The sequence below is a fragment of the Liquorilactobacillus oeni DSM 19972 genome (assembly GCF_001436275.1).
In the GTDB taxonomy this organism is placed as follows: Bacteria; Bacillota; Bacilli; order Lactobacillales; family Lactobacillaceae; genus Liquorilactobacillus; species Liquorilactobacillus oeni.
This window is the reverse complement of record NZ_AZEH01000018.1, coordinates 1-4,353: the sequence shown is the minus strand read 5'-3', so window position 1 is coordinate 4,353 and position 4,353 is coordinate 1. Positions and strand designations below refer to the sequence as shown.

Annotated in this window: 4 protein-coding genes; all 4 read left to right on the top strand. The window is 40.7% G+C overall.

Annotation, left to right across the window (positions count from 1 at the left end; genetic code table 11):
• Positions 1–7: 7 nt before the first annotated feature.
• The 4 genes from mobQ (at position 8) to FD46_RS00895 (ending at position 4,288) form a co-directional block, all read left to right on the top strand.
• Complete coding sequence (gene mobQ, locus FD46_RS00910) at positions 8–2,071, top strand: MobQ family relaxase (RefSeq protein WP_057895305.1); 2,064 nt, start codon at positions 8–10, stop codon at positions 2,069–2,071.
• A 186-nt stretch (positions 2,072–2,257) separates the two neighbouring features.
• Positions 2,258–2,458: a GmrSD restriction endonuclease domain-containing protein gene (locus FD46_RS00905; protein ID WP_035454414.1), complete on the top strand. Its 201-nt coding sequence runs from the start codon at positions 2,258–2,260 to the stop codon at positions 2,456–2,458.
• A gap of 93 nt (positions 2,459–2,551) precedes the next feature.
• On the top strand, positions 2,552–3,727 hold the full coding sequence (locus tag FD46_RS00900) for an IS256 family transposase (protein ID WP_057895304.1): 1,176 nt from the start codon (positions 2,552–2,554) through the stop codon (positions 3,725–3,727).
• A 111-nt stretch (positions 3,728–3,838) separates the two neighbouring features.
• Positions 3,839–4,288 carry a DUF305 domain-containing protein gene (locus tag FD46_RS00895; RefSeq protein WP_010579557.1) on the top strand — a complete coding sequence of 150 codons (450 nt, stop codon included), beginning with the start codon at positions 3,839–3,841 and terminating at the stop codon, positions 4,286–4,288.
• The last annotated feature ends 65 nt before the right edge of the window (positions 4,289–4,353 follow it).

Genomic DNA, 4,353 nt, shown 5'->3' with positions numbered 1-4,353 from the left:
GACCGACATGGCAATTTTTCACATGAGCTTTAGTAATATTAGTGCTGGAAAAGGAAAAAGTGCAATTGCTGGAGCAAGTTATCGAAGTGGTGAAAAATTATTCGATCAAAAAGAAGGTCGAAGCTATTTCTATGCTCGGTCGGTTATGCCAGAAAGCTTTATTTTGACACCAAAGAATGCGCCAGAATGGGCGAGTGATAGAGAGAAATTATGGAACGAAGTAGAAAGAAAAGACCGTCGAGCAAACTCACGGTACGCTAAAGAGTTTAACGTGGCTCTACCAGTTGAATTAAGTGAAGATGAACAGAAAGAATTATTGACAAAATATGTACAAGAAAATTTTGTTGATGAAGGTATGGTTGCCGATGTGGCAATTCATAGAGATCACCCAGATAATCCGCACGCTCATGTGATGTTAACTAACCGTCCATTTAACCCAGACGGAACGTGGGGATTGAAAAGTAAACGAGAAAACATATTAGACGAAAATGGGAACAAGACTTATACAGGAAATAGTCGTTTCCCAAGATCAAGAAAGGTGTGGTTAGTTGATTGGGATAAAAAAGAAAAAATCAATCAATGGCGGCACAATTGGGCGGTTAGTGTAAATCAAGTTTTAGAGCAAAAAAATATTCCCGATCGGATCAGCGAAAAATCATTTATCGAGGAGGGAATAGATGACACACCAATGCAACACGAGGGAATCAATAGCAAACGGCATGAAAGAAAGGCATTTAATCAACAAGTTAAGAACTATCGTAAGTCCAAAGCTGGCTATAAAAATATGCAGGAGAAAGTAGTTAATCGAGGCCACTTGGATAGCCTAAGTAAACACTTCTCGTTTAACGAGAAAAAAGTGGTCAAAGAGTTAAGCCACGAACTGAAAACTTATATTAGTTTTGAAAGTTTAGATGATAAGCGGCGCATGCTATTTAATTGGAAAAACAGTACCTTAATTAAGCACGCTGTTGGTGAAGATGTCACTAAGCAATTATTGACAATTAACCAACAAGAAAGTTCACTAAAAAAAGCAGATGAGCTCTTAAATAAAGTAGTTGATCGCACGACTAAAAAACTTTATCCAGAGCTTGATTTTGAACAGACAAACGCGGCTGAACGACGGGAATTGATTAAAGAAACTAATAGTGAACAAACGATTTTCAAAGGCAGTGAATTAAACGAACGTTTAATGAATATTCGTGATGATTTATCGACCCGACAATTATTGACCTTTACCAAACGGCCATACGTTGGCTGGAAGTTATTAATGCAACAAGAAAAGGAAGTCAAAATCAAGCTTAAATATACGCTGATGATTCATGATGATAGCTTAGAAAGTCTAGAACACGTTGATCAAGGTCTACTAGAAAAGTATTCACCAACCGAGCAGCAAAAGATTACTCGAGCAGTCAAAGACCTACGGGCAATCATGGCCGTTAAGCAAGTCATTAAAACGCAATACCATGAAGTATTAAAAAGGGCCTTTCCCAAAGGCGATTTAGATGGATTGCCATTGATTAAACAGGAACAAGCCTATACAGCCGTGATGTACTATGATCCTGTTTTAAAGCCATGTCAGGCTGAAACAATTGAACAGTGGCAAGCAAATCCACCACAGGTGTTCAGTCCCCAAGAACATCAACAAGGACTAGCTTATTTATCGGGACAGCTTAGCTTAGATCAGTTAGAAAATCATCACTTACAACGGGTTTTAAAGCATGATGGCACTAAACAACTCTTTTTTGGCGAATGCAAAGCCGATCCAACGATTAAGAACAGTCAGATTGAGAAAATCCAAAAACAGTTAAAAGAGCAACAAGCTAAGGACGATCAATACCGAAAATCCCAGCTGGCACATTATCAACCATTGAACTACAAGCCAGTTAGTCCAGAATATTACCTAAAGACGGCCTTTAGTGACGCAATCATGGCCGCTCTATATGCCCGTGATGAAGATTACCAACGGCAAAGACAGGCGCAAGGTTTAAAAGAGGCCGAGTGGGAAATGACGAAAAAGCAACGGCAACACCAAACTCGAAATCGGCATGAAGATGGGGACATGCACTTGTAATCTAAATGTAAAATTAAAGAATCAGTAAGAAAACTATATTTATATCTGTAAAAACAGTTTTTAACTGCTAGGTCATAATGTATGGCAGATTGCAAGAAATAACTTGAACGAATTTAATGACGTAAATTAAGCAAGAAGGTACGCTGCCAGAAATAGTACAACGCGAATTTGGGGAGGAAGAATAGTATGAAAGCTGATAGCATACACTTATTTGATTTCCTGGGGAATGGTAAAACAATTTTTGAAATTCCTGTTTTCCAGCGAAATTATGAGTGGGATAGAGAACAATGTAAACAATTATTTAAAGACCTAACCGTTGCGGCGCAAACTAATACTGATCATTTTATTGGTGCAATTGTTTATGAGAGCGTAAAATATCTTGTGTAAATGCATAAAAGATTTCTGAATTGTATAGAAATAGGGAAAGCCTTCCCTTATGATATTTAGTAACCACAGAAAACATCACAGGAGGCATTCCCCATGAATGAACTTACCACAGAAATTATCGCTGCACTAGCCCAAAAGCAAGATTTGGACGAAGTTTTTCGTCACCACCTCGAAATTGCGATTAACCAGCTGCTTCAAACCGAATTGGCAGAGTTTTTGGGTTACGAACGCTACTCATACGCTGGGATTAACACTGGTAATAACCGCAACGGCAGTTATGAGCGCTCGTTTGATACGAAGTACGGCCAACTTAACTTAACCATTCCTCGAGATCGCAATGGCCGGTTTGAAAATCATACCTTGCCAGCCTACGGTCGGCACAGTGATAATTTAGAAACAACGGTCATTCAGTTGTATACCAAGGGAATTACCACTGCTGAAATTGCCGAACTCATTGAGAAAATGTACGGTGCTCACTACTCCCAAGCCACGGTTTCCAACATGACTAAAGCCGTCAATGAACAGGTGCAAGCTTTCCAGCAACGTCGACTGGCTTCACAATATGCGGCCATCTTCTTAGATGCCACTTACTTGCCGTTAAAGCGGGATACCGTTCAAAAAGAAGCCGTTCATATTGCGATTGGCATTCGTCCAGATGGTACGAAAGAAGTGCTGAACTACCAAGTGGCGCCAACGGAATCGACTGGAATCTGGACTGAACTGCTGGGAACCTTGATCAAGCAGGGCGTTAAAGATATGCTGTTGTTTGTGGCCGATGGGTTAGTTGGTTTGGATGAAGGCTTGAATCGGCATTTCCCTAAAGCCAAACGACAACGTTGCCTGGTTCATGTTGGGCGGAATCTGATGAACAAAGTTCGCGTAAAAGACCGCAAGGCCGTGATCAGTGACTTTAAACAAGTTCATCGGGCCGCCAACCGTGAAGCAGCCGAACTGAAACTGAATGAGTTCGCCAACAACTGGCATCAGACCTATCCCAAATTAATCAAAGATCTGCTTAAAATGCCGAATTTACTCACTTTCATGGACTTTCCACCAGCTATCCGGCAATCACTATACTCCACTAACCTGATTGAGAACTTTAATAAGCATCTCAAGCGCACCACCCACCACAAAGAACAATTCCCAACGGAAGATTCACTGGATCGCTTCCTGGTTTCTCAGTTTAATGTTTATAACGAGAAGTCTCTGAAGCGGATCCACCGAGGGTTCAAAGGACTCCAGGACACCTTGGAAGCATCATTTATTTAAGTTAGATACATATTATATGTACGAAGGCATTTCATTTACACAAGATTCTTGACGCTACCCTATTTTTTTTGTTACAGTCAAAATAAAGCCAGCGAAAGCGAGGAGGACGTCATGAAACAATACACGAAATTTTTACTGATGATTCTTGTCTCTACAGTTATTATGTATGGGTTAATGTACCTTAATGTGTTCCAATTAGATCATATTTTTCTAAGCCAAACGCGACTGTATATGGCGCTAATTATGGGCGCCACCATGGCCATTGTAATGCTGTTATTCATGTGGTCAATGTACCAGAATAAACGTTTGAACCGCCTGATCCTACTTGGTAGTGCGGTGATATTTGCTGGCTCGCTTTATCTAGTTCGTAGCCAAGCGACCGTGCACGATGCAGCTTGGATGCAAGAAATGATCCCCCATCACTCGACCGCGATTCTAACCAGTGAACGCGCGCAACTCAGCGATCCGGAAGTCAAAGCCCTCGCACAGAAGATCGCTAAAACGCAACGTGAAGAGATCACGGAGATGAAACGATTATTGAAAAAAGTTGCCGATCAATAGCTGATAAAAAAGGAAGTTTGTCAAATGGTGTTGAAGGATAGTTTCTATCCTTTGGAGATCTCCTC